This window comes from Nostoc sp. PCC 7107, assembly GCF_000316625.1.
Lineage (GTDB): Bacteria > Cyanobacteriota > Cyanobacteriia > Cyanobacteriales > Nostocaceae > Nostoc_B.
The window spans coordinates 1,386,387-1,412,140 of the sequence record NC_019676.1; the positions used below are offsets into that span (position 1 = coordinate 1,386,387).

Consider the following 25,754-nt stretch of genomic DNA (forward strand, 5'->3'; position numbering starts at 1 on the left):
CGCCTACTACTTAATTTTGCGTCAGGAGACTTATCAAGATTTAGGAGGTGATTATTTCGATAAACAAAAGCCAGAGGCGACAAAAAACGTTTAGTTAAACGTTTGCAAAAACTAGGATATGAAGTTTCACTGACTCAGCTAGAAACTGCGTCGCCAACGCTTGCCTGATTGAAATAACCTGTCTTTACTTGAGTTCGGATTGTCAAACACAGTCTGTACCGTCATTTTTTCTGCTTAATTTCAGCGCAAAGTATTTTCAAGTCAGAACAATACTTTTGGCCATTTAACCTCTATTCTGAACTTGGCGATTGCTACTCTGTTGAGTGTCACAATCAACGGTTCTCATACCTTGCACCTAGCCCCGACTAATTCCATTCGTCAATCAATTTTAGATTTACGATTTTGGATTTTGGATTGACTCAACCTTAAAGTGTCGAGCTTGATAGCGCAGCATTAACGAGTTATCGAGCGTCGGACTTTAGATTGGCGTTAGCGAAGCGTAAGCACCACAGCGAGTATTTTGGATTAATTCTGCCCTGAAGGGGTGGGGCTTGTACCGAAAATCCCCCATCCAAAATCTCAAATTTTTCGTTCAGATGCAAGACTCAATTGCCTGAAGGGGTGACAAAGCGGCTGAAGCCAAGAAAATAGAGGAGCGTGACCGTTTTGGGGTAAAAAAAGATAGGTCAGGTATTCTCAACAAGACCTATCAAATGATAATGTTACCTAAATTCTACCAAAACTGCTTTCAAAATGTACTGACACCCGCACAGTACAAGATGCTAGAAATCTTACTAATGCTATTGCAATTTCATAAAACTGTGACAATTGAGAAACTAGCAACAGTATTTCCACAACCGATAAAATTTGAAAGTCGGAGGCGGAGTATACAAAGATTTTTACTACTACCTCAGTTGTCGATTCCATATCTGTGGTTTCCCCTGCTCAAACGATGGGTGAAAAATAGTCTGAAAAGAGGAGAGAAACGGCTAATATTTGCGATTGATAGAACACAATGGCGTTCACAAAATGTATTTGTAATTAGTTTAATAGAACAAAAAAGAGCAATACCTGTGTACTGGCTATTGTTACCTAAAAAAGGATGTAGCAATTTGGGAGAGCAGAAAAAATTAATTCGTCCACTATTGCAGTTATTTAAGGGATATCAAATGCTGGTACTGGGAGATAGAGAATTCCACAGTATAAAACTAGCAAATTGGTTACATAGCAAGGGCATTGACTTTGTATTGCGTCAGAAACAAGGTACTTATATTCGGCAAGAAAACCAATCACACCAACGCTTACAATCTTTGGGATTAACTCCTGGCATCTCGTTTTTTTTGACAGGGATTCAAGCAACTAAACAGAAAGGGTTTGCCAATTTTAATCTCGCCGGATATTACAAGCGCAAATATCGTGGAGTTGTTGAGCCTGCTGGCTGGTTTTTATTAACTAACCTTGATAGTCTCAAAGATGCCATTAAAGCATTTAAGTTGCGGAGTGGTATCGAAGCCATGTTTAAAGATTGTAAAACTGGAGGGTATAATCTCGAATCTACTTATGCTGATGGTCAACGTTTGATAGCACTGATTTTATTAATTGCTATTGCCTATACTTGTGCTATTTTAGTTGGTCGTAATTCTCGCTCCTCTGGACTACAAAAATATGTTGGTCGTCTGAAGGAGTTACAACGATTGCACCGCCGACATAGTGCTTTTTGGATTGGTTTGTATGGTCAGTTATGGGTAGGGGCAATGGAATTTTGGGCTGATTTAGCTCATGAATTGATGCGCCTCAAGCCCAGTAAACTGCCATATTTTCAACAAGGTCTACGGGCTATGACTCTTATCCAGTCTGCTTTATAACTTTTTTGTCACCCCTTCAGCTCAATTGCTTTTATCAGCAACTACTAATACCAATTTGAAAAATGATTGCGACAAATGGATTTCTGAACAGCTTACCAGTAAACCCTTTCTCAATCCAAAATCCAAAATCTAAAATCCAAAATTGTATAAGTCTGCGTTTTCGAGCGCTGTGTTGTCTTGCTGATGAATGTGGTAAAGATGTAACTGTTTATTGTTAAACTTTGAAAGTCACAAATAGCAGCTATCGGTATTTACAGATGCACACTTGTTATCTTATTCCATCTATACTAAGCTGTTTTAGAACTAATTAGATATGTGTCGACCTGGTTCTCAGTCTGTATCAATTACTGCCTTACTTTGCTGAAATCATTAAAATCATCAATATGACACACATCTTACTTGTAGAAGATGAGGTCAAACTGGCGCGATTCATCGAATTGGAACTGAATTACGAAGGTTATCAAGTCAGTGTCGCCTACGATGGATTAACTGCGCTTACTGCGGCGCGGGAATTACATCCAGATTTAGTTATTTTAGATTGGATGTTACCTGGGTTATCAGGATTAGAAATTTGCCGTCGCCTACGGAGTACTGGTGATAAAGTCCCAGTAATATTATTAACTGCTAAAGATGAAGTCAGCGATCGCGTTGCCGGTTTAGATGCTGGTGCTGATGATTATGTAGTAAAACCGTTTAGCGTTGAAGAACTCTTAGCCAGAGTCCGCGCTCATCTGCGTCGCAATCAAGAAGCAGACGCAGCAGATATCTTAGAATTTGAAGACCTCAGCTTAAATCGCCGGACTAGAGAAGTTTATCGCGGCAATAGATTAATTGAATTAACCGCCAAAGAATTTGACTTGCTCGATTATTTACTTTCCCATCCCCGACAGGTAATTACCCGCGATCGCATTTTAGAAGAAGTCTGGGGTTACGACTTTATGGGCGATTCCAACATTATCGAAGTTTACGTCCGTTACTTGCGCCTCAAACTCGAAATCAATCAAGAAAAGCGCCTGATTCAAACCGTCCGAGGTGTTGGCTACGTCCTACGAGAGTAGAAGTATGAAGTGTGAAGTATGAAGTATGAAGGGTTGTCAAGTGACACCCTAAACTCTCACCTGATAACCTCTAACCTCTAACCTCATTGCAAACAACCGTTAAACTTCATTGCAAAATAAAAAGGTTATCCGAGCAACATGATAAGTTTTGATGATGTGAAGCAACAGCGCTATAAGGAGAACACAGTGGCAATGGAATCCAACTTACTCACGGGCAAAGCTGTACAAAACGAAGATTTTAGCGAATATGTCGCCCACTTACAGCTGCACATGACTCTACAAGCTCGCAATCTGATTCCAACCCTCCACCACACCGTAGAAGATAGTCGGCAACAACTCCTGCATCAAACTCAAGCCAACTTTGAAAAGTTAATTTCTCGGCAAGGTTTGTAAATATAGGAAATTTAACTAAAAGTCAAATAAAATAAAAGCAGGTATTGTTGGGTTAACGCCTATAGCGCACTCATCAAATCTGCTTTTTTTACTTTTTTTAAGTATTCAATCACCAAAATCAACCTTTTGAAGCAATAGCCCACAACGGAAAGCCGTTAAAATTATTATTGCATCAGTTCCACCCAAGAGCAGTTAGTTAAGGCTACATGGCCGCTTGAATCAAAATGACTTCATTACTTCCTCGAAATCTCAGCGTTGTCATCCGGCCAGTCCACTTTCGGGATCTGGATGGAATTGAGCGATTAACCCAGGAGTCATTCACAGCAATGACTCCTGACGAATCTAGTTGTGCCAACCATCAGATGCAATCCCTGCGTCGCTGGTATGGATTACTCAAATTTTTGAGTTGGTTTCCTAATCCCCTACAGTATCGTTTCTGTGCATTCGTAGCTGAACAGGGACGGATGCTTTTAGGCATGATTCAGGTGTCACCATTTAACCGCACCCGTAGTACTTGGCGCATTGATCGGGTGCTGCTAGATCGCACCGCGGATAAGCAAGGAATTGGCTCACAATTGTTGCGTCACTGTTTTGAGTCGATTTTAGAAGCTCGGACTTGGTTATTAGAAGTAAATATTAATGATGTCGATGCCCTGGCACTGTATCGGCAAAATGGATTTCAACGTCTAGCAGAAATTACATACTGGAAAATTGAAGCTGATTTACTAGCGGAATTAGCACAAGCAGAACCAGATTTACCTAACTTGCTCCCAGTCAGTAACGCAGATGCTCAGTTGCTCTATCAACTAGATACAGCATCTATGCCGCCTTTAGTGCGTCAGGTATTTGACCGCAACACCCGCGATTTTAAAACTAGCTTGTTCGGAGCCTTAACTGATGCAGTCAAGCAGTGGATAACCAAAACTGAAGTTGTCAGTGGTTATGTGTTTGAACCTCAACGTAAAGCCGCAATTGGCTATTTTCAAGTGCAGCTTGACCGCAAAGGCGAAACTCCTCATGTAGCTACGCTGACAGTTCATCCTGCATACACTTGGTTGTATCCAGAATTGCTGTCGCAATTGGCGCGGATAGCACAAGACTTTCCCCAAAAGGGTTTGCGGCTGGCTTCTTTAGACTACCAGCCAGAAAGAGAAGAATATTTAGAACGGATTGGTGCGAAACGTACTGAACACACTTTGATCATGTCTCGCTCAGTGTGGCACAAACTCCGAGAATCAAAATTTGTCTCCCTAGAAGGCATTCAATGGACTGATGTACTGCAAGGTTTGCAACCAGCACGTAAGCCAATTCCAGGTGGTATGTCTTGGGTAAAAACAGTACAGCCACAATCCTCAGATATACCAGTGCCAAATAAATCAGAGTCTATTACCTTTAAGTGCAACAACTGTAACATTGAAGCCTCTTGCCAAAATGAATCTGTAGATGGTCAGCAGGAAAAGTAGTGAAATCAACAGGATAGCCGAGGAATTATATATTACTCAGCACTCACTACTCAGCGTTCGACTGAGCGCTCAAGCCGAAGTTACTCAAGACTTATGACAATGACCACAAAGCAGTACATTTCAGCATTAGGATTAGACGTTGGCAGCAAGCGAATCGGCGTAGCTGGATGCGATCGCACTGGTTTAATTGCGACCGGAATTACAACAGTTGAACGCTCATCTTTTGAGCGCGATGTTGAGCAGTTCCAAAATATAGTTGATGAACGTGAAGTAGAAATCTTAGTAGTTGGTTTACCTTATTCAATGGATGGCTCTTTGGGATTTCAGGCGCGTCAAGTGCAGAAATTTGCCAATAGACTGGGTAAGGCTCTGAAACTACCCATAGAATATGTTGATGAGCGCTTAACCTCTTATCAAGCAGAGCAAATGCTCATTGCAGAAAAAGTCTCACCATCTCGGAATAAAGGTTTAATTGACCGCAAAGCAGCAGCATTAATTTTACAACAATGGCTAGATACTCGACGATCTACCGCAGTTAAGATGCTGTCGAGTATGGATAGCTTTTGACATGATATTCTGAAAGCAATTACCTAGTAGTTGTGTCTGAATGTGAAACTGTTGGCTTGATATTATTTGTCATTCAACAGAAAAGCAATTTTCACAGTTGCGGGTAAAGATTAAAGTTTAACTAATCGGCTATGTTTTCCTCTCCATTTTCTGAAGATAACGATCGCGATCCTACAGGTTCCATCACCTTAACTGATGACACAGGGCGAACTCTCGAATGTTACATAGAACATTCGCTCTCTGTAGATGGGCAAGAATACGTCTTACTTCTTCCTGTGGACTCACCCATAGAAGTTTTCGCTTGGGAAGGTGAAGACGAGGAAGAAGAAGCCGTTTTAGTAGAAGATGATGCTATCTTGGACGAAATTTTTGGCACCGCCCAAGCAGTTTTATCTGAGCAAAACTTGATTCTCAAAAATACGGCTTACGCTTTAACTGTTGCTGGTGAATTACCCGCTGTAGATGAGTCGGAGCTTTTTACATTAGAAATAGAAGACGACGAAACCGATTTAGAACCAGAGCAATTACAGTTACTCGCCAGCTTCTATCACGAAGAACAGGAGTATGCTATTTATACCCCCCTCGACCCCTTGCTATTTTTTGCCAGAATTACAAAAGAAGGTAATCCTGAATTACTCTCTCCCGAAGAATTTCGCCAAGTACAACCACTGCTAGAAGAACAACTTTTTAACGAAGTGGAATAAAATTTTGAAAATTCAAAATTAAAAACTAAAGTGTCACAGTTTTAGATTTTTAATGGCGAATTTTTACCAGCATAATTACGCAGGAATTTAAGCACTTTCCATAAAAAACGCGTAAAACAATTTTTCCCTGGGCGCTAACCAGAGGGGCAAAGCTCTACTCCTCTGGTTAAAATTGAATCATACCAATTCTCTGAAAACTCCCAATCAGCGCTCAATGCCTTAATGATGAATTGGTATAAATTATTTCTTGACAGTCAATTGTCATCAAGTGACTGTTAAATCTCAATTGCTGACTATTAAACAAATGCTCATGATTCAGAGCATTTCTCATTGTGATCCTTAAATATTGTCTATGACCTGGAACAATCTCTTACAGCCTGACTTGATTTTACACGGTTCAGTATTGCGATTGACAAAAGAAATTATTCAACAATATGGGCTGAAGGGACTAGTGTTAGATGTGGATGAAACTTTAGTTCCCTTTACAGTGGGGACTACTTCGCCCGAATTGAGACAATGGGTAGAAGAAATCCGCATCAATGTTGATTTGTGGTTAGTGAGCAATAACTTAAGTGAATCTCGCATTGGCAGCATTGCTCGTTCTTTGAACTTACCTTACTACTTGGGTGCAGCCAAGCCCTCTCGCCGGAAAATTAGGGCGGCTCTACAATCAATGGATTTACCTGCACATCAAGTGGGTATGGTGGGCGATCGCTTATTTACTGATGTTTTAGCTGGGAATCGTCTGGGAATGTTTACAATTCTCGTAGAACCGATTATTCACCCAGATGCTGCGCTACGTTCTCATCCTGTGAGGAATTTTGAAGTTTGGTTTTCCGAAATCTTGGGAGCCTCTATCATTTCCAAGCAAAATACAATTCACAAAAAGTAACAAATCGTCAGGAAAAGAAAGCTAAAGAAATAATTAAGGATTATTTAGAAACACAAAAAATGGGAGATTATAAGTATTAATAACATGGGGTCAGCCAAAAAAGACCCTAGTAAATAGCGAATAACTATAAACTGGTAAAGCGTCACCTTCACTATAGAAGGATTGGCGCTTTACTTTTTAGTCCAGAGTTCATAGTCTAAAAAGATGAAGTGAAGATTTTTCGATACAAAAAAGTATTTCAGACTTCATCCTAGCCTGCGGCAAGCCGCTGCGCGTCTACAGACTTCATACTTCAATAGACCATGACCAAAACGATTGTCGTCAAAATCGGCACTTCTAGCCTTACCCAACCAGAAACGGGGCAATTAGCACTTTCTACGATCGCCACTTTAACAGAAACACTGTGTAATTTAAGACAGCAGGGCAATCGAGTGATTTTAGTTTCATCTGGTGCTGTGGGTGTGGGTTGTGCCAGATTAGGCTTAACCGAACGCCCCAGAGCGATCGCGCTCAAACAGGCAGTAGCCGCAGTTGGTCAAGGGCGGTTAATGCGGATATATGATGATTTATTTACTACCTTGCAACAGCCAATTGCCCAAGTTTTGCTAACTCGCAGCGATTTAGTACAGCGTAGTCGATATCTTAACGTTTACAACACCTTTCAAGAACTCTTAGGGCTGGGTGTAATTCCGGTAGTGAATGAAAATGACACCGTGGCCGTAGAGGAACTGAAATTTGGTGATAACGATACCCTGTCAGCATTGGTGGCTAGTTTAGTAGAAGCAGATTGGCTGTTTTTACTCACCGACGTAGACAGATTATACTCAGCCGATCCCCGTTCTGTACCCGATGCCAAACCAATTTCCTTGGTCAGTAATATTAAAGAATTAGCACAACTGCAAATCCAAACAGGCGGTCAAGGTTCACAATGGGGTACTGGTGGGATGGTAACAAAAATCTCCGCCGCCCGAATTGCGATCGCCGCAGGAGTGCGAACAGTAATCACCCAAGGGCGATTTCCGCGCAATCTGGAAAAAATTTTACAAGGGGAACCTTTAGGGACGCACTTTGAACCGCAACCAGAACCCACATCAGCTAGGAAACGCTGGATAGCTTATGGTTTAGTCCCATCTGGTAAATTGTATTTAGATCCCGGTGCGATCGCTGCAATATCCCAAGCCGGAAAATCATTATTAGCCGCAGGTATCAAAACAGTAGAAGGAGAATTTGACAACCAAGCGGCTGTGCAGTTGTGCGATACTAACGGCAACGAAATTGCCAGAGGACTAGTAAACTACACCAGCGATGAATTGCAAAAAATCTCTGGTCGTCACTCCAGAGAAATTCCCGAAATTTTAGGGTATGTTGGCACAGATACCGTAGTGCATCGAGATAACTTGGTTTTGACTTAAATAGAATTAGAATATCGGGAAAGTATAGATACATACAAATGGTACAAATAATCGCTGCGGAGAAGATGACGCTCTATGATTTGGAGCAGCGTTTCAAATTGCAACAAACGCAAGATGAGTCATTTTTCTCTGAATGGCAAGAAAGTTTACCTGAGCCAACTGATACTGAAAAACAGCGGCTTGTAAGAGTAGAGGCCATAGTTGCTAATTTAGAACGCCGTTCTTTGCTAGAAAATACAGTTAAGCTGGCTGTGGTTGCTCCCTTATTGGATTTATCAGGGCTGTTTTTGCCTCCGTTTTACGTCAGCACAGAAGACTCAGTAGAAATTGCTGCTACTGATGAGGACATCGTAGTCTGGGGGCGAATTGATGTCCTAGTTCTTAAAGAGCAACTTTGGGTATTAGTGATTGAATCAAAACGGGCAGAATTTTCACTAAAAGTCGTTATCCCACAAGTATTGTCCTATATGCTGGCGGCTCCAAACGGTAATCTTCCCCGTTATGGGCTTGTTACCAATGGCACAGATTTCATATTTTTGAAACTCCTTTGTCAAGATGTGCCAAGATATGGGCGATCGCGCCAGTTTATCTTAAGACAAGATCATGACCTATATCGAGTGCTGCAAATCTTAAAGCGATTGGCTGAGATTGTTGGACAAGACCATTTGGATTAAGTACGAGCTAAAAGAGGAGCCGCAGCTAGTAGTGTTTGAGTATAAGGATGTTGTGGATTGGCAAAAATTTGTTTTGTTGGGCCGAGTTCAACGATTTTGCCGCCATTCATTACCGCAATGCGATCGCACAAAAATCGTGCTAACCACAAGTCATGAGTAATAAATAGATAAGTTAACTCAAATTCTTCTTTTAACTGCAACATCAAATCCAACACCTGCGATTGCACACTTGCATCTAACATACTCACAGGTTCATCGCAAATCAACAGTTTAGGACGAGTAATTAAAGCCCGTGCGATCGCTACCCGTTGCTGCTGTCCGCCAGATAAATCTGATGGGTAACGTCGATAATAAACTTCTGGCGGTGTTAACCCAACTTTTTGTAACATCCACAATACTTCTTCTTTGGCTTTTGCTGCATCAGCCAGATTGTGAATTAACAAAGGATCACCTATACTTTGCCCTACAGTCATCGCTGGATTTAGACAAGCATGAGGGTCTTGAAACACCATTTGCATCTGTCGGCGGGAGGAGCGAATTTCTTGCCGTGATAGCTTGGTTAAATCCTGTCCCAAAAATTCTACTTTGCCAGATGTCGGACGAATTAACTGTAAAATAGTCCGCGACAGTGTACTTTTACCACAGCCCGACTCACCAACTAAGCCTAAAATTTCTCCTTGGTAGAGTTCAAGGTTAATACCATCTACAGCTTTAATTGTTTGATTCTCAGCTTTAAACAATCGTTCAATCAAATTAGGCTCTATGGTGTAGTGTTGCTTGAGTTCTGTAACCCGTAAAAGTGGAGATGGGGAAATCTTGTCCTCATTACCTAAACCCCAGTCCTCCGTTACCTCATCCACAGATTGAATATGCAAAGCGGCTTGCAGAAGCGATCGCGTATATTCATGTTGAGGATTGCCAAATACTGATGTCGTCGCCCCCATTTCTACCATTTTGCCGCGGTACATTACACCAATGCGATCGCAATATTCCGCTACCATTGCCAAATCGTGAGAAATCAGCAGCAGCGCCATATTTTCTTCCGCACACAGACGCGTTAATTCTTGTAAAATCTGGGCTGAGACAGTCACATCTAAACTAGTGGTAGGTTCATCAGCCACAATTAATTTAGGATTGAGGAGGAGAGCGAGGGCGATCGCTACCCGTTGTCGCATCCCACCACTAAACTCATGCGGATACTGACTCCACCGACTCGCCGGGATTTTTACCTTTGCCAAAGTCGCCAGTGCTTTTTCCTTTGCTTCCTTGGCGGATAATTCTGGGGAATGTGCTTGAAGCGTTTCGATGCAATGCTTACCAATAGTCATCAACGGGTCAAGACGCGTCATTGGGTCTTGGAAAATTAATGCTACTACTTCCCCACGAAATTTCCGCAACTGAGTTGGTGTTAAATCAAATACTGGCTGTCCTTGAAAAGTTACTCGTCCCTCTATCTTGCTGGATAACGGTAACAACCGCATTACCGCCCTTCCCAAAGTAGATTTACCACAACCAGACTCCCCCACCAAACCCATTCTTTCCCCAGGTTGTAGTGTAAAAGATACATCGTCCACAGCCCAACTGAGTTCTTCCCCACCACGCTGAGGATAAGCAACTCGTAAATTTTCTATACAAAATAAAGCTTCACTCATATTTATTTATCAGCCTAGAGCTACCAGCTAGAATAATTTCAAATTTTAGCTAGTGTATCAAATTCCCTAAAGTTCCTGCTCCCAGTGGCTGTTAAAATGCACAAAATTCTCAACCCTAAACTAAAAAGGCGCTCTCCGCAAGGAGAGCGCCTTTCATTCACACATTAATTATTGCTTCTAGGTCAGATGATTAACCGTTGATAGCAGGAGCGGAGATAGCAACAGGAGCAACATCACCAGCAGCCAAATCTAAGGGGAAGTTGTGAGCATTGCGCTCGTGCATTACTTCCATACCCAAGTTAGCGCGGTTGATGATATCAGCCCAGGTGTTGATAACGCGACCTTGAGAGTCAATCACTGATTGGTTGAAGTTGAAACCGTTCAAGTTGAACGCCATTGTGCTTACGCCCAATGCGGTGAACCAGATGCCGATTACAGGCCATGCAGCTAGGAAGAAGTGCAAGGAACGGCTGTTGTTGAAGGACGCGTATTGGAAAATCAAGCGACCGAAGTAACCGTGGGCTGCAACGATGTTGTAGGTTTCTTCTTCTTGTCCGAATTTGTAACCGTAGTTTTGCGATTCGTTTTCGGTTGTTTCACGAACTAAGGAGGAAGTTACCAAGCTTCCGTGCATTGCAGAGAACAAGCTACCACCGAATACACCAGCTACTCCTAACATGTGGAAGGGGTGCATCAAGATGTTGTGTTCTGCTTGGAACACGATCATGAAGTTGAAGGTTCCAGAGATACCCAAGGGCATACCATCAGAGAAGGAACCTTGTCCGATTGGGTAGATCAAGAATACTGCTGTTGCTGCTGCTACGGGGGCGGAGAATGCTAGGCAGATCCAAGGACGCATTCCTAAGCGGTAGGATAGTTCCCATTCACGTCCTAAGTAGCAGAATACGCCGATTAGGAAGTGGAATATTACCAATTGGTAAGGGCCGCCGTTGTACAACCACTCGTCTAAGGATGCTGCTTCCCAAATTGGGTAGAAGTGCAAGCCAATTGCGTTGGAGGAAGGTACTACTGCACCAGAGATGATGTTGTTTCCGTATAGTAAGGAACCAGCAACGGGTTCACGGATACCATCGATGTCTACTGGGGGTGCGGCGATGAAGGCGATTACGAAGCAGGTGGTTGCAGCCAGCAAGGTTGGGATCATTAGCACGCCGAACCAGCCGATGTATAGGCGGTTGTTGGTGCTGGTGATCCACTCGCAGAACTGTTCCCATACGTTGGCGCTTTTGCGCTGTTGTAAGGTTGCTGTCATGTCTTTATGATTGCGTTTGTTATGAATGTTTCAGGTGTTTTTACCTGTTGTTACATATCTTAAAGGTATCTATTGCTTTTTGTAAAGGGGTTTCAGAAATATTTACTTAACAAAGCCATAAGTTAAATTTATAACTACTGGTAGAGACTGTTTTGGCTCTAAAAATTGTAGGGTGAGCTTTGGAAAAATCTATCGCTCACCCCAAGAGGGTTATTCAGGAATTGTGTAATATTGTGAGAGATTAACGATCGCACAATCTTTAAGACTGCGCCCTCATTAACATCACCAGCAGCAAGCAAGCATCTGCATATCATACTGACGATTCAGATATAGTCAGTCGGTTACTTCGGCTTCAAAATCAACTTGGCGGTACAAATCAGCGATCGCTATTTCGACATTCACCGATTCTAATAGCAATCTGTCACCCAAATTATAATCAGACAATACCCATTTTCCCTGTTCGTTGCGGCGAAAGACTTCTACACCAGGTTGTGCTACTTGTACTAAGACATATTCTTGCAAGGTGGGACATTGACGATACGCAGCAAACTTCTTACCCCGATCAGCTGCTTCCGTTGATGGTGATAACACTTCAATAATTAAGCAGGGAAAGTTGATGAATTGTGGATCATCATCGCGATCGTCGCAAGTCACCACCACATCAGGATAAAAATACTTCTGCCCCGGTTTTACCTGCACTTTTACATCTACAATGTAGACTTCACAAGAGCGATCGCCTAGGGCATCATCTAAAAGCTTCGAGAAATTGAGAGAAACTCGATTGTGGTTGCGCGTACCGCCACTCATGGCGATAACTTCACCATCCCAATATTCGTAGCGTTGTTCTTGGGTGGGTTCCCAAGCCAGGTATTCCTCCGCGCTCATTAAAATGTGATCGGGTAAAGCAACCATCATTTAATCCTTTTTCAGAGAATCAAATATCAATATTTTCATAGATATCGATGATTGGAATATGAGCATCAAAAGTATTCAAAGACAGGGTGACATGAGGATCATAGTATTCTGAGAGTAGCCATTGATTAGCAGCAGTTTTCACATAATGTTCTACATTAATATTGTATTGATCGATGAGTAGATATTCGCAGAAACTCTCAATGGTACGGTATGCCGAAAACTTTTCGCCGTGATCGTAATCTTGTGTTGATTTAGAAAGAACTTCAGCAATCAAACAAGGATTGATCACTGTATCACTACGTCCTGTTTGTAGTTGTAAAGGTTTTTCTACAACCATGACATCAGGATAAGTATAGATATTCCGATTGGGAACCCAAAGGCGTTGATCAGTGGCAAAAATACGGTAGGGTTTGCCGCGTAAACTAGATTTTAAAAGGGCAGCAAGGTTAATTGCTAATTCATTATTGTCAGGAGTACCGCCAGTCATGGGAATAATTGCTCCGTTACGATACTCGCTACGCGTTTGGGAGGCAATTTCCAGTTCAAGATACTCCTGGGATGTGTAGATTTTTGGTTCAAGTGCCTGTGTCATAGTTTAATTTTAACTTTGATGACCAGTTGCGATCGCCCTGAGCATAAATTATTACCTTTGCTCAACTAACTGTCAGGCTAAAGGCTGATTTTCCTAAGATGCGATCGCTGTTCACATCTATTAAACTATAGCCGCACTTTTGTTACTGAATTGGGGCTGTTGATAAGCAGATACAATTGCCTTGAACTTATCAGCATACTGATAAATTTCATTAACATTATCTATAGAAACTTTCTCCGAAACTTTATTGCCATTTGTATCTAGAGAAAAAATCTCTAACTTTTTAGAATTAGAGTTATTAAAATAAAAACGAACAATCTGTCTCCAACTATTCCCGTCTAGCAGAATATTACAATAACTAGCTGTATCTTTGTGTGTTATCCTTGCTGGCTCTACTACTTGGCACAAAATCGACTTAAGAATGTAATATCCCTCTTTTTCTTCATCTGAAAAATCAGTTTGTTTAGTTGTCAGTTCTGTTTCTGTTTGTGGTTCCGTTGGGATGGGAGTTTCTTGTTTTGTTTTTGAACGTCCTGTTGCTTCGTCTAAAAGACTTTCAATTTCCTCTCGAATAAATTCCTTAATAGCCCTTTGTGTATATCCAGTAAACTCGTCTTTCAATTGGCCTACAAAATTATTTTCAGGACATAACTCTTTAAAAAAATATTTAACAAACTCGCTCTTAGGTTCTTCAACTTGTTTTTTGAGCAGAGCCTTGATCCCACCAACATATTTTAGCTCTGAAGCGGCTGTAATAGCTTCAGCAACGTTAAATGCTGATTTAGTTAACTTAGAAAATTCACGGATTGCTGATTCATTTAAATTTAGTAAATTTAATTCTAAAAAGGGAGTTTTATCCATTTTATTAGTCCTTTCCAAATCAGCATAGAATTTGTATATTACTCCATCTGTTAATACACCAATTCGCGCGTCAGTCGCCATAAAATAAGCAAATAACTGACTCCATTCACGATCATTTTTAAAATCAGTACCGTAGCGTTTACACTCAATCAGAATTGCTGGTTGCCCATTTTGAAATATTGCATAATCTAGTTTGTAATTTGTCGAAGCCCCCACATTTGCATCATATTCAGGCATGACTTCATCTGGGTTAAAGGCATCATACCCTAAGATTTGCTGAATAAAAGGCATGATGAGGAAGTGCTTTGTAGCTTCTTCGGTTTTGATGCTGCCTAATTTTGCAGGAATTGTAGATGCAAAGGCTCTGACTTGATCAACAAAATCCATGATGCAATACTCCAAGATGATGCCAATGTGGACTGTAATGTTATAGTTCACACAAAATCTTAAGAAATAACAGAATTTTGAATGAAACCTATGATTTAAGCTGATGCTCTTAATCTTGTGAGTCTTGAGCTTTCTAATGAGGCGATGTTGCGTGAAAATTTGCTCAAGCCTAGATCACTCACCAAGAATTTCTGGTGAAAAAACGGATCTGCTGGGAGAATACACCAGCATAATTAACCTTTGTAGTTTTGAGCGATCGCCTGTCCCTGATCTCTAGCGATTACTTTCTTCATGTCCACATTCGGTGAACATTAGTATAAGCATCAAATTTTGTATCCCTACTAACGATAATTAAGGAGTGATTAACCGCCTGTGCGATTAGCATCCGATCAAATGGATCACCATGATGTAGCGGAAGATTACAGACTAAAACTGTATCATCAAACGAGATTCCCAATATGAGAATATCTGAAGCTTCAATTGCAGAACCTATAGTTTCATAGCTGCTTTGCAATGATAATTTGCCAAGTTTTAATTTGATAGCAATTTCCCAAAGACTAGCTATGCTTAGATAAACCACATCTGCGTTATCAATTATCGCCCTCAGATCATCTCTAAGGTTAGAGTCATTTTCAGTCAGCCAGATAAAGGCATGAGTATCTAACAGAAAATTACTCATTCCATATATTCCTGAAAATCTGAGAGAGGTTCATCAAAATCATCCGGTAAAGGTAAAATAAAAGTGCCTTTTAAGATGCCAGAACGGCGCTTTTTTCGTAATGAACTGTCCTGAGAACTAGTTTTTGAATAATTCTCAACTAAATATTTGGCATAATGCAAGAGTTCTTGTTTTAGTGGCTCTGGCATTTGCTCTAGTGTTTGTAAAATTTCTGTATCAACAGTCATAGCTTTTTTCTGGCGGATTGATCAAACTTTTGGTATTTAGATGGAGATTGCTTACCTACCCCAATGAGCAGAGATACATATCTTAAATAGTAAATAATAATCGGGTTTTACTCAGTCACATTCTTAATTAAATCATGCTCTTTAGCGATCACTCTTAATGCACTTGTTTGTGAAAATTTATTCAAGCCTCGCCTACCCAGCAAGAATTTACGGTGAAAAAACTGATCTGGGTGGATAATAAAGCATAATTAACCTTTATAGCTTCGAGCAGTCGCCATCAGCCAAGATGGTTGAGACTCAAAGCTTGTGATTCAACTTAAGTAATTGACTATGAGTACAGCAAATATTACGCCAGCGCTACGTGTGGGAGTATTAGGTTTCGGTGGACTCGGACAAGCAGCCGCCAAGGTACTTGCTGGTAAACGAGAAATGACTTTAGTCGCAGTGGCAGATCAAAAAGGTTACGCCTACGCTGCTGAAGGTTTAAATTTTCAAGAAAACATTGCCGCTTATCAGTCTCAAGGTTCAGTAGGTTATTTAGAACCAGTTGGTACATTAACCAACAATAGTATTCAAGATTTAATCGATAGCGCCCAACCTGTAGACGGGTATTTTTTAGCTTTACCCAACCTACCCAATGACTTTATTCCATCTGTAGCCAGACAGTTTATTCAATCTGGTTGGCGTGGTGTGTTAGTCGATGCAATCAAGCGCACCAGTGCGGTAGAACAGCTAATTGCCATGAAAGCAGAACTGCAAGCAGCAGGTATTACCTACATGACAGGCTGTGGTGCAACACCAGGACTCTTAACCGCTGCTGCGGCTTTAGCAGCCCAAAGCTATGCCGAAATTCACAAAGTAGAAATTACCTTTGGTGTAGGTATTGCCAACTGGGAAGCTTACCGCGCCACCGTGAGGGAAGATATTGGTCATATGCCTGGTTATACCGTAGAAGTTGCGCGGGCAATGACTGATGCAGAGGTAGAAACATTATTAGATAAAACAAACGGCGTGCTTACCTTAGAGAACATGGAACACGCTGATGATGTGATGTTAGAGTTAGCCGGAATTGTATCACGCGATCGCGTGACTGTAGGTGGTGTAGTTGATACCCGCAATCCCAAAAAACCTCTCAGCACCAACGTTAAAGTTACTGGGCGCACCTTTGAAGGTAAGATTTCCACCCATACCTTTACATTAGGAGATGAAACTAGCATGGCAGCAAACGTCTGCGGCCCTGCTTTTGGTTATCTCAAAGCTGGTATGCAACTACATCAACGTGGCATTTACGGCATATTCACCGCTGCCGAAATCATGCCTCAATTTGTGAAATAAGCGACTAGAGGTATCCCTGTCAAGGTAGATAAAAATTCTCCGAAACTTACCATATCTCTTTTCTCTGTGTCTTTTTTAGTTAAATAAATAGCGGATAGAGAAACAAGAGATGTTTCGAGTTACCTTGACAGGGCTAATGATCGCACTTACAAAAGACTTGACACAGAAGCAATTCGAGAAGTTGTTCATGTTATAAGCCGGCGTTATAACACCGCAGATATCTGGTAAGTTGTGCGCCTCAAAGGAGATTCAGAACTTGGCTCAACCAGAAGAAAATCTTCAAAGTAGTTCATACAAAACAATTTTAGTGTTAGCATCCAGCCCAACAAATGGAGCTAGATTACGCCTAGATCAAGAAGTGCGAGAAATTGATGCGGGTTTGCGAAGATCGCAGCACAGAGACAAGTTTAATTTGCAGACAAAATGGGCAGTTACTCCTGATTCTTTGCGTCGTGCTTTGTTGGAGTTTAATCCAGAGATTGTTCACTTTTGTGGGCATGGTTCAGAAGATGATGGATTATTTCTGGAAAATGATGCAGGGTTAACACAACTTGTCCCAACAGAAGCCTTAGCAAACTTATTTAAACGATTTGCTCCACGAGGGTTAGAGTGTGTTGTTCTCAACGCTTGTTATTCTGAGATTCAAGCAGATGCGATCGCGGAACACATCGATTATGTAATTGGGATGAATAACAAAATTGGAGACAATGCAGCGATTAAGTTTGCAGTTGGTTTTTATGATGAATTAGGTGCTGGGTGGTCGTATGAAGATGCTTATCATGGTGGTTGTGATGCGATCGCATTGCAAGGAATAACAGAGGAACATACCCCAGAATTCAAAAATATCAAAAAAAAGGCCCAATTAAAGGCACAAAATCCGGTTGATGACTTAGTGCAGCAAGTGCGTCACCGTCTCCACGATGATATTCAAAGTTCGCATGGTGTCATGCCTTTATGGGGAATAGACCGTTTGGTTTCTTTAGGTGATTTATTTGTAGATGTGAATATCCTGGAGTCACTCAGCAACAACCACAGGTCGGAACTAGATGATTTATGGCAGGATTTTACAAAGGGTAATTTTAGCGATCGCAGTTTAGAACGAATTGGTTTGGGTAGACAACAGCAACGCATATCAGGGTTAGCTGTGCTGGAACGGAATACAAATTTGATGGTAGTGGGTAAACCTGGTTCGGGGAAAACGACATATTTGCAAAGAATCGTCACCGAATGCAATGATGGCAAACTACAACCACAGCGAATTCCCGTATTGATTAAACTGCGGTATTTTGTAGACGATGGAAATAAGTATGGATATAATTTAGAGCCGTTTTTGGCACACCTTTGGCGGTTGAGTGATGCAGACGTTGAATTGATCCTCCGTCAAGGAAGAGCCTTGGTATTGCTGGATGGCTTGGATGAAGTAACAGGAGAAGCAGCAAAGCAAATCGCCAAAACAATTAAGCGTTTCGCCCGTATTTATCCGCAGGTGCAAGTAGTGGTGACTTGTCGTACACAAACCCTACCAGACTTATTCGATTGGAAATCACAACACTTCACCTGTGTAGAAGTGGCAGATTTTAATGAGGAGCAGGTAAGAGCATTTGCAGCGCATTGGTTTGAGATAGTGTGTACTGATGCAGAGGAAGAAAAGACGAAAACGCGCGAATTTTTAGAAAAGTTGTTTCTAGAGGAAAACAAAACAATTCGAGAACTGGCGATTACGCCAATTTTGCTGAGTTTGACTTGTGCAGTCTTCCATCAAACAAGGAAATTTTACTTCAAGCGTTCCAAGTTATATGAAGAAGGGTTGGAATTACTCTTAGAAAAGTGGGATCAATCGCGCTCAATTGAGAGAGATGAGATTTATCGAGATTTATCTGTGGAACGTAAGTTAGAGCTTTTAAGCTTTTTAGCAGTGAAAAAGTTTGTGCAGCAGCAGTATGTATTGTTTGAGCAGGAGGAGTTAGAAGGGTATATCGGAGAGTTTTTGGGAATTGAACAAAGGGAAAGTCGAGGAGTTTTAAAAGCAATTGAGTCTCAGCATGGCTTGTTGATTGAAAGAGCGCAGAAGGTGTGGTCATTTTCACACCTAACTTTTCAAGAATATCTTGTTTCAGAAGTGTTGACCCGGAACTATGAACCTGTAAATTTAACTACTCAAAAAACATCAGCTAACATCTCACAGTATATAACTGAAAAGCATTGGAGAGAGGTTTGTTTAATGACAGCAGAGAAGTTAGAAGATCCATTCAACTTTCTCATAGATATACAAACCAAGACAAATGAATTTCTTAAATCAGATGAAGATATACAAAGTTATATGCAATGGGTTTATGACAAATCTAATTCTATCGGAATGCCCAATATATTGGTAGCGTTAAGGGCATTTTATTTTGCCTTTTCAAAAACATATCAATGTGAGTGTGTAAAAGATTATGAGTATGATTTTGTAATGATTTATGACGGCTTACCCTACAATATATATTCATATAATTATGATAGAACACCATACTTTATAGAACTCCAAACTTTTGCTATGGAATCATCTATCTCTTTTTGGCTTTCACTATATCTTGGACTGAATCTAGAGGTTAGAGGTGGAACAAATGATAGGAATTCAATATTTGGAATATCATATTCATTAAAATCCAAAGATGATCTACAACAAGTTAAGATTGATCTTTGTGTGAAATATGTTATGGATATAGTTGAAAATTTATCTCAAGGCCGTGTTATTGGCGGGTCTGATGAATACAGTGGACTATATTTTTTTCATTCTGACTTAAAGTCTATAATTGAAGATATATGTGAGCTTGATTTTGGTTCAGAAACAGCCGAACTGATGAAAATTAATGAGCAAATTCCAAAAGAAATACATGGTGTGTCTGGCAGAGAAAAAAAAGAAAAACGAGAATTATTAAGAATTTTTTGGCGAGAAAATGGCAAGAGTGTGCTTAAAAAACTACGAGAAGTATTTATTAAGAGTCGTCAGATTGGATATGATTGGCAGTTTAATGATATCCGAACAAAAAAACTTGAACAATACTATTCTTTCAACAAACTTCTTTTAGATTGCTTGAGTCAAAGCGAGATTGACTTAGATAAGAAAAAGACAATTGAGGGAGGGCTTTTACTCCCGAACGCTGAAATTGAAAAACGCAACCGCGAAACAGCCGAATAAAACATTTTATGGCAATCAGATCAAGCTGACTGATTCTCCTCTAAGGAAGCATCATAAGCAGCGACTTCTGCATCTAATTCCTGTCGATATGCAGCAATATTTTCGACAAAATCATCAAAAAGCGGATCATCTTGGAAAACACCTGCAAACTTTATCCAAGGATTGGATTCTGCTGATGGAATTTCCTCTGACTTTCTCATCTTTTTCGAGAGCATATCTGTAATTCGTGCTTGCAGGGCTGGATCTGATACTTCAGCCACAATCTCTTTCAAAAAAGCTAGATACTTCCTCTGATAACAATTTCTGTTTTTCTTCTGATTGCATAGCATTGAAAATTGAAGACTTAATAATTTCAAGAGATGTATCTCTGTCATTATTAATTCTAATATCTCCTAGAAGAAACAACTTCACAGCAATACTATAATTTTAATTGATTATCAGCCTCGGCTGTCATACCTTGTACTGTTAAAACTCTATTCCCTCGCCTCTAGCCCCTCTTCCACTCTTCGTTCCTCTTCCAATAGCAAATATGATGTTTGCATCACAAATGGTAATTCTGCACCGATAAGACCTCGTTGAATGCGTTCTGATGTTTCACTAAACACGACAAACAACGGATATATAGTATTCGCCCCTTCACTTAAAACATGATTATGGCGAGGAGGCATTAACCATTCATAGTCTTGATCTAACCACACCTGCGTTTGTCGCCAACGTCCCAACAAATCAGAAAAATCTTCATGGGGACGGTGAATAAATATTAAAATTTCCGCTCCAGTTTTAATTTTCCATTCTGGATCGCACATTAAAATTGCTACATCACAGGGTAGACAAATAGCTTGGGGAACCTCGGAAACAGTTTTACGCAGACGAACAATAGGTAGAGGAATAGTAATTACGCTTTCATCGGGGCGACGCAAACTAGGAATCATTTCTAGGTATGGTCGGTGTTGTTTGAGGAGAGCGATCGCCGCTTGATGATTACTGTACTCTGCCAAGCTGGCTTCGTAATGAGATTGTTGTACAGGCATAATTTTATCAAGTATGAAGTATTTAGACACCCTTTAGGTGGCTTGCCGCAGGCTAGTGTGAAGGATGAAGAATCAAACTTCATCCTTTCGCCTTTTATCCCAGCTTTTCAAACACTTTGAATAGTGGCAGATACATCGACATCAAAATAGTACCAACCATACTTCCTAAAACCAAAATCATAATTGGTTCTAGAACGCTAGTTAGGGCTTTTACTGCTTGTTCAACTTCATCTTCATAGAAATCGGCAACTTTCATCAACATTCCATCTAATTCTCCAGTTTCTTCCCCAATGCTAATCATTTGTATTGACATTGGTGGAAAGACATTCGCTTTTTGTAAAGCAACACTAATCATCCCGCCTTGTTGAATTTCTACACGAGCAGAATCAATGGCATTAGCAATTACTTGATTTCCTGATGTATCTCTTACAATTTCTAAAGAGGTCAAAATTGGCACACCGGAACGAGTCAAAGAACCAAAGGTACGGCTAAATCTGGCTACAGCAGATTTTTGAATCAAATCACCAAATAAAGGCATTTTGAGAGATAAACGATCAATCGTTTCTCTGCCGACGCGTGTTTTGTAGTATTGTGCATAAGCAAATTTTCCGGCAACAAATGCACCAACGATGAAAAAAGATTTCCAACTTCTTAAGATTTCACTACACGTCATCAAAAATTGCGTTAAAGGAGGTAATTCTGTACCTATTTCTATGAAGATTTTGGCAAAAATAGGCAAGAGAAAAACTGTCATCCCGACAAAGATACTCACAGCAATAAAACCTACCACTGTTGGATAAGCTAGTGCTGATTTAATTTGGTTTTGTAATCTAGCGACATCCTCTAATAATTTCGCTAAACGATTGAGTACTTCATCTAAAACCCCCCCAACTTCACCAGCTTGAATCATACTGACATACAAACCATCAAAACAGTCAGGATGCTTCCGCATTGAATCAGAAAGATTGACACCGCTTTGTACATCATTACTAATATCAATGAGTGCTTGTTTCATTTTAGGATTGGTACACTGATCGGCTAGTACTCCCAAACCTCTGACAATTGCTACTCCAGCATTTACCAAGGTAGCAAGTTGTCGAGAAAAAACAGCTTTTTCCTTAATCGGAACCTTAACAAAGGAATTCTGAAATTTTTTAAAGTCAAAACTGAGTGACAAGCCTTGAGATTGTTTGAGTTCTTGAACTACAAAACCTTTATCTCTGAGATTAGTTCGAGCTTGTGCTAAAGATTCAGCAACAACTTTTTCAGTTCGAGATTTTCCTTGGGAATCTCGAATGCGGGCAACAAAGGTTGGCATAGATATATAAATTCAAAATTTTAAATTTGGTTAATAAATCAGTAATTAATAGCGAAGACAAATAGTGACTATTAATTACTGACTTTCTGACTCTCGACAAAATCTAGTGGGCTTTAGCAGCACCAGGTTTTGCTCCGGCTGGGGGTGCTGTAGCACCAATAAGACGTTGAATTTCATCTGGCTTGGAAGTTTTAGACATGGCTGCTTCAAAAGAAATAGTGCCAGCTTTGTAATAATCTGCTAAAACTTTCTCCAAAGTTTGCATTCCTAATTTGCCCCCAGTCTGAATAGCTGAGTAAATTTGTGAAGTTTTGCCTTCTCTAATCAAGTTAGAAATAGCAGGAGTAACAATCAGAATTTCTTGAGCCATGACTCGGCCATATTCCCCAGGTTTAGGGTTTTTCTTGGATACTAAAGTTTGGCTAAATACAGCTACGAGAGAGTTAGATAACTGTACCCGTACTTGAGTTTGTCTTTCATGGGGAAAAACGTCGATAATCCGGTCAACTGTTTGGGCGGCTGAACTGGTGTGTAGTGTTCCAAAGACCAAGTGTCCAGTTTCTGCGGCTGAAATCGCCAAAGAAATTGTTTCTAAATCCCGCATTTCTCCCACCAGCACAATATCTGGGTCTTCACGCAAAGCTGCTTTTAAGGCATTAGCAAAGCTTTTTGTATCTTCGCCCAATTGTCTTTGGTGAACTAAGCTTTTAATTGGCTCGTAAACAAATTCAATTGGGTCTTCTACAGTCAAAATATGCTCTGCTTTAGTGCGGTTAATTAAGTCGATAATTGCGGCTAGGGTAGTTGTTTTACCTGAACCTGTAGGGCCTGTCACCAAAATTAATCCTCTGGGCTTATCTGCCATTTCCCGCACTACATCTGGCAGACCCAATTTTTCAAAGTTAGGAATCTTAGAACTTAACGCCCGTAAACAAGCAGCGTAAGAGCCTCGTTCTTTGTAAACATTCACCCGAAAACGAGCCAAACCCTTCACACCATAAGAGCAATCTAACTCCCAGGTTTGTTCTAAAGTTTTACGCTGGGTATTGTTGAGCATACTAAAGATCAATCTTTGGCATTGATCATTAGTCAAGATTTCCTCTCCGATAGGTGTCAGTTTGCCACTGATGCGAAAGTAAGGAGGCAAACCTGCGGATAAGTGCATATCCGAACCACCCATTTCAATCATTTGTTCCATCAAGTCTTCAATCATCATTTCCATAGTTCTGCGTTCCTTTTGTTATTTGGTTTGACTAATGACTAATCTTGAAATCTGGGTGTCATACAGTAGGGGCAATCCAGCCATTCTGGTTGAAGTTCGGCACTGCAAGTTCGACAAGTAAGTCCACTCTTACGTTTGGCTCTTAACTCGGCCTCTAAGCCTGTATCGGTAAATGTCACCCGATCAACTTCTTCTAAGGTGGTAGCTCCTTGACGCACTAAATCTAAGCTGTAAGCCAACAGGGTTTTCATACCTTCTTCTACTGCAACTTCTTTAATGCGTTCTGTCGGTGCTTCTTGGTTGATCAGGGTTTGCAGATTTTCGGTGACGCGCATGACTTCATAAACACCACAGCGTCCTTTGTACCCAATACCATTACATGTTTGGCAAAGATGGTTTTTAGCTTTGGCTTCTGCTACGGCTTCTGTGGTTAAAGTATTAGCTTTGTAAAATGTGAGTTCGACCTCACCAGCAGCAGATAGACCATAGCGAGCTAGTTCTTCTGTAGTTGGAGTGTAAGGAATGCGGCATTCAGAACAGACGCGTCGCACTAAACGTTGTGCCAACACACCAATTAAAGAACTAGAAACCATGAATGGCTCAATGCCCATTTCACCTAAACGAGCGATCGCACCTGGTGCGTCGTTTGTGTGTAAGGTAGTTAATACTAAGTGACCTGTTAAGGCAGCCTCAATCGCTGTTTTAGCGGTTTCTTTATCCCGCGTTTCACCAACTAGCAACACATCTGGGTCTTGCCGCAAGAAGGCTCGCAGTGCTGTGGCAAAATCCAGTCCTTTTTCCCGAATTACCTGTACTTGAGTAATCCCCGGCAAACTATACTCAATTGGGTCTTCAACCGTACTGATATTAATTCCCGGTGAGTTCTTTTCTGATAATGCCGAATACAGGGAAGTTGTTTTACCAGAACCTGTCGGCCCAGTTACCAAAATTAGGCCAAAGGGACGACTAACCATCTCTTGAACAATACCCAGTGTTTCTGGATCGGTGATTAACTTATTCAATCCCAATTGAGTAGATGAGTTATCCAAAATCCGCAGTACTACTTTTTCCCCATAGCGACTGGGTAAGGTATTCACACGAAAGTCAACTTTTCTACCTTCAAACATCCGACGTATGCGTCCATCTTGAGGCATACGTCGTTCGGCAATATCTAGGCTGGCGATAATTTTAAATCGGGCTGTGACCGCCGGAATAATTTTTTTCGGTAAGGGATCGAAGGCTTCACTCAATACACCATCCTTACGAAAGCGAATGCGTAAGTTTTCTTCTTGAGGTTCAACGTGAATATCCGAAACCTTCTCGTGTAAAGCCTTAGCCAAGATTCTATTAACTAGGTTGATTACTGGAGCATCTTCTGCTCCTTTCATCGCAGATCCTAGATCAGCTTCCATTTCATCCGGTGCATCTTGGATATCCAGATTACCAAGATTTTCTAAATCCTGATTAATATCTGTAAACTTTTCTTGTTCCAGATGCTTTTGCTTCACAGCCATCTCATCTAAAAATTGGTTGATGAGTTGCTGATAATCTTCCTGAGTGATCACCATCCGCTGCAATGCCAAGCCTTGAGGGCGCAAGATGCGATTTAGGTCATCGGAAGCTTCCAAGTTATCCGGATCGACCATCGCCACTAAAACGCTCGGTGGGTTTTGGTCTTCACTTTTAGATAGCGGTACTAAGCGATGGCGACGACAAATATCTACCGGGATCAAGGTTTCAATCAGGCTGCCGACATTTGTATTACCAATGCTGTTGACTTCCGGATCTAGAGATTCAACGCCGTATAGTATTTTAAGTTCAAATAACTGTTGTTTTTTATACTGCCTGAGAAATTCAGGCGATAGTTGTCGCCCAGTGATCGACTCCAGCACTTCCGTCAGGGGCCTGCCAGATTTGCGACTTTCAATCAGTGCCTGTCTCATCTGTTCGCTATTAACATAGCCAGATTGCACTAGCTTACTGCCGAATGGCGAAAACTCTGTTCTGGTCGTGAGAGCGGTACTGCGCCGTTGTGGTGACGATTGAGTCATAG

General features: G+C 41.0%; 24 protein-coding genes. 12 read left to right on the forward strand and 12 right to left on the reverse strand.

Going from position 1 to position 25,754, the window contains the following annotated elements:
• Positions 1-719 precede the first annotated feature (719 nt).
• From NOS7107_RS05955 to NOS7107_RS05995, 10 genes are all read left to right on the forward strand, one after another.
• Positions 720-1,865, forward strand: coding sequence for an IS4 family transposase (locus tag NOS7107_RS05955; RefSeq protein ID WP_015110984.1), 1,146 nt, complete (start codon positions 720-722; stop codon positions 1,863-1,865).
• A gap of 62 nt (positions 1,866-1,927) precedes the next feature.
• The gene (locus NOS7107_RS29810; protein WP_157373972.1) at positions 1,928-2,083 is read left to right on the forward strand and encodes a Mo-dependent nitrogenase C-terminal domain-containing protein; all 156 of its coding nucleotides are present in this window, start codon (positions 1,928-1,930) and stop codon (positions 2,081-2,083) included.
• 165 nt (positions 2,084-2,248) lie between these two features.
• Positions 2,249-2,923, forward strand: coding sequence for a response regulator transcription factor (locus NOS7107_RS05960; RefSeq protein ID WP_015112079.1), 675 nt, complete (start codon positions 2,249-2,251; stop codon positions 2,921-2,923).
• 192 nt (positions 2,924-3,115) lie between these two features.
• Positions 3,116-3,316 (forward strand): hypothetical protein, encoded by a 201-nt coding sequence (locus NOS7107_RS05965; RefSeq protein ID WP_044500554.1) that lies wholly within the window; start codon positions 3,116-3,118, stop codon positions 3,314-3,316.
• 224 nt (positions 3,317-3,540) lie between these two features.
• A complete protein-coding gene (locus NOS7107_RS05970) occupies positions 3,541-4,779 on the forward strand; it encodes a GNAT family N-acetyltransferase (protein ID WP_015112081.1) in 1,239 nt (412 codons plus the stop codon).
• Positions 4,780-4,872: 93 nt separating this feature from the next.
• Positions 4,873-5,346 (forward strand): Holliday junction resolvase RuvX, encoded by a 474-nt coding sequence (gene ruvX / locus NOS7107_RS05975; RefSeq protein ID WP_015112082.1) that lies wholly within the window; start codon positions 4,873-4,875, stop codon positions 5,344-5,346.
• 131 nt (positions 5,347-5,477) lie between these two features.
• Entirely contained in the window at positions 5,478-6,050 is a 573-nt protein-coding gene (locus tag NOS7107_RS05980) for a DUF3727 domain-containing protein (protein ID WP_015112083.1), read from the forward strand.
• Between the two features lie 352 nt (positions 6,051-6,402).
• A complete protein-coding gene (locus tag NOS7107_RS05985; protein ID WP_015112084.1) occupies positions 6,403-6,942 on the forward strand; it encodes a YqeG family HAD IIIA-type phosphatase in 540 nt (179 codons plus the stop codon).
• Between the two features lie 302 nt (positions 6,943-7,244).
• Complete coding sequence (proB, locus tag NOS7107_RS05990) at positions 7,245-8,354, forward strand: glutamate 5-kinase (RefSeq protein WP_015112085.1); 1,110 nt, start codon at positions 7,245-7,247, stop codon at positions 8,352-8,354.
• Positions 8,355-8,392: 38 nt separating this feature from the next.
• Positions 8,393-9,028: a type I restriction endonuclease subunit R gene (locus tag NOS7107_RS05995; RefSeq protein ID WP_015112086.1), complete on the forward strand. Its 636-nt coding sequence runs from the start codon at positions 8,393-8,395 to the stop codon at positions 9,026-9,028.
• Here the strand turns inward: NOS7107_RS05995 and NOS7107_RS06000 are convergent.
• From NOS7107_RS06000 to NOS7107_RS06030, 7 genes are all read right to left on the reverse strand, one after another.
• Positions 9,025-10,680 (reverse strand): ABC transporter ATP-binding protein, encoded by a 1,656-nt coding sequence (locus tag NOS7107_RS06000; RefSeq protein WP_015112087.1) that lies wholly within the window; start codon positions 10,678-10,680, stop codon positions 9,025-9,027. The two genes, NOS7107_RS05995 and NOS7107_RS06000, sit on opposite strands and share 4 nt — an antisense overlap.
• 190 nt (positions 10,681-10,870) lie before the next feature.
• The gene (psbA, locus tag NOS7107_RS06005) at positions 10,871-11,953 is read right to left on the reverse strand and encodes a photosystem II q(b) protein (RefSeq protein WP_015112088.1); all 1,083 of its coding nucleotides are present in this window, start codon (positions 11,951-11,953) and stop codon (positions 10,871-10,873) included.
• Positions 11,954-12,286: 333 nt separating this feature from the next.
• Positions 12,287-12,865: a Uma2 family endonuclease gene (locus NOS7107_RS06010; RefSeq protein WP_015112089.1), complete on the reverse strand. Its 579-nt coding sequence runs from the start codon at positions 12,863-12,865 to the stop codon at positions 12,287-12,289.
• Between the two features lie 22 nt (positions 12,866-12,887).
• Complete coding sequence (locus NOS7107_RS06015) at positions 12,888-13,460, reverse strand: Uma2 family endonuclease (RefSeq protein ID WP_015112090.1); 573 nt, start codon at positions 13,458-13,460, stop codon at positions 12,888-12,890.
• A gap of 120 nt (positions 13,461-13,580) precedes the next feature.
• Positions 13,581-14,708, reverse strand: a complete 1,128-nt coding sequence (locus NOS7107_RS06020) for a type I restriction endonuclease (RefSeq protein ID WP_015112091.1) — start codon at positions 14,706-14,708, stop codon at positions 13,581-13,583.
• A 289-nt stretch (positions 14,709-14,997) separates the two neighbouring features.
• Entirely contained in the window at positions 14,998-15,387 is a 390-nt protein-coding gene (locus tag NOS7107_RS06025) for a type II toxin-antitoxin system VapC family toxin (protein ID WP_015112092.1), read from the reverse strand.
• On the reverse strand, positions 15,384-15,614 hold the full coding sequence (locus tag NOS7107_RS06030; RefSeq protein ID WP_015112093.1) for a DUF2281 domain-containing protein: 231 nt from the start codon (positions 15,612-15,614) through the stop codon (positions 15,384-15,386). The genes NOS7107_RS06025 and NOS7107_RS06030 overlap by 4 nt, the downstream gene beginning before the upstream one ends.
• A gap of 330 nt (positions 15,615-15,944) precedes the next feature.
• On the opposite strand from NOS7107_RS06030, the gene NOS7107_RS06035 reads away from it, so the two are divergent.
• Entirely contained in the window at positions 15,945-16,949 is a 1,005-nt protein-coding gene (locus NOS7107_RS06035; RefSeq protein WP_015112094.1) for a hypothetical protein, read from the forward strand.
• 256 nt (positions 16,950-17,205) lie between these two features.
• Positions 17,206-20,130, forward strand: coding sequence for an NACHT domain-containing protein (locus NOS7107_RS29275; RefSeq protein WP_015112095.1), 2,925 nt, complete (start codon positions 17,206-17,208; stop codon positions 20,128-20,130).
• Positions 20,131-20,150: 20 nt separating this feature from the next.
• Here the strand turns inward: NOS7107_RS29275 and NOS7107_RS27150 are convergent, their stop codons facing one another.
• From NOS7107_RS27150 to NOS7107_RS06065, 5 genes are all read right to left on the reverse strand, one after another.
• A complete protein-coding gene (locus NOS7107_RS27150) occupies positions 20,151-20,390 on the reverse strand; it encodes a hypothetical protein (RefSeq protein ID WP_157373975.1) in 240 nt (79 codons plus the stop codon).
• 213 nt (positions 20,391-20,603) lie between these two features.
• Positions 20,604-21,161 (reverse strand): hypothetical protein, encoded by a 558-nt coding sequence (locus NOS7107_RS06050; RefSeq protein WP_015112097.1) that lies wholly within the window; start codon positions 21,159-21,161, stop codon positions 20,604-20,606.
• A 94-nt stretch (positions 21,162-21,255) separates the two neighbouring features.
• Positions 21,256-22,479 (reverse strand): type II secretion system F family protein, encoded by a 1,224-nt coding sequence (locus NOS7107_RS06055; RefSeq protein WP_015112098.1) that lies wholly within the window; start codon positions 22,477-22,479, stop codon positions 21,256-21,258.
• A gap of 103 nt (positions 22,480-22,582) precedes the next feature.
• A complete protein-coding gene (locus NOS7107_RS06060; RefSeq protein ID WP_015112099.1) occupies positions 22,583-23,701 on the reverse strand; it encodes a type IV pilus twitching motility protein PilT in 1,119 nt (372 codons plus the stop codon).
• Positions 23,702-23,739: 38 nt separating this feature from the next.
• Entirely contained in the window at positions 23,740-25,752 is a 2,013-nt protein-coding gene (locus NOS7107_RS06065; protein WP_015112100.1) for a GspE/PulE family protein, read from the reverse strand.
• Positions 25,753-25,754: the final 2 nt, after the last annotated feature.